The organism is Streptomyces sp. SID3212 (assembly GCF_009865405.1).
Classification (GTDB): Bacteria; Actinomycetota; Actinomycetes; order Streptomycetales; family Streptomycetaceae; genus Streptomyces.
The window spans coordinates 1-1,114 of record NZ_WWJY01000532.1 but is presented as its reverse complement, the minus strand read 5'-3'; the positions used below and the strand labels follow the sequence as shown (position 1 = coordinate 1,114).

The window sequence follows — 1,114 nt, the reverse complement described above, 5'->3', positions numbered from 1 at the left end:
GACCCGCTCGGCCACCGCGTCCACCGCGGCGGCGATCAGGGGCAGTTGGGTGGCGACGGCGTCGGGGACGGTACTGTCCTCGCGGTTCATGATCCGGGCGATGTCGAGCGTGGGCAGCTGGTCGATCTCGGCCAGCTCGGGGCGGAACGCCTCGGTGGTGAGGGCGTCGAGCTGCGCGCGCAGCTCGCCGTACATGCCGGGGGTCGAGGTCATGAAGAAGCGGCTTTCTTCGGGGGTACGGGAGGGGGTGCGGCGGTCAGCGGGCGGTGCGCGGGCTGTGGCGGTGCGCGAGGGCTTCGTACGACGCGGACAGCGCGGGCGCCGCCGTCTCGTACGTACGCTGCGCCACGCCTATGAACAGGCAGTCGACAACGAGCAGTTGGCTCGTACGGCTGGACATCGCCGCCGGGCGCAGCTCGCTCTCGCGGGCCGTGGAGGTGGTCAGGACGTGGTCGGCGTACTGCGAGACGGGTCCGTCCGGGCGGCCGGTGATCGCGACCGTCGTCGCGCCGCGGTCGAAGGCGACCCGCAGCGGTTCGATCGCGTCCCAGGTGGAGCCCGAGTGGGTGATCGCGATCGCCACGTCACCGGCGCGGAGCTGGACGGCGTGGGTGACGGCGAGGTGCGGATCGCTGTGCGCCTGGGCGATCACGCCGATACGGGAGAGCTTCTGGGCGAGGTCCATGCCGACGAGTGCGGAGGCGCCGACGCCGTAGATGTCGATGCGGCGGGCGGCGGCGGCCGCGGTGACGGCGGCCCCGAGCTGGACGGTGTCGAGGGCGGCGGCGGTGTCCGCGAGGGTCTGCTGTTCGTCGTACGCGAGCTTGGCGACGACGTCCGCGAGGGGATCGTCCACGGCTATGTCGGCGGTGACGGCGGGCGCCCGGCCCGACTGCTGCTGGGCGGCGAGGCCGGCGAGCGCGAGGCGCAGGTCGCGGTAGCCGGGGTAGCCGAGGAGGCGGGCGGTGCGGACGACGGTCGCCTCGCTCGTGCCGGTCAGCTCCGCGAGACCGGTGACGGTGAGCGCCGCGCAGCCGGCCGGGTCGCCCGCCACGGCCTCGGCGACGAGCTGCATGGACCGGGTCATGGAGGGCGCGAGGGTCCGTACCTTGGC

At 73.9% G+C, this 1,114-nt stretch carries 1 protein-coding gene and 1 pseudogene; both read right to left on the bottom strand.

The features are described 5' to 3' along the window. A pseudogene (locus GT042_RS15905) lies at positions 1–213 on the bottom strand (N-acetylmuramic acid 6-phosphate etherase); the annotation flags it as partial. A gap of 43 nt (positions 214–256) precedes the next feature. Further along, positions 257–1,114: MurR/RpiR family transcriptional regulator (locus GT042_RS15900; RefSeq protein ID WP_161309369.1), on the bottom strand; the 858-nt coding region annotated here is incomplete at its 5' end.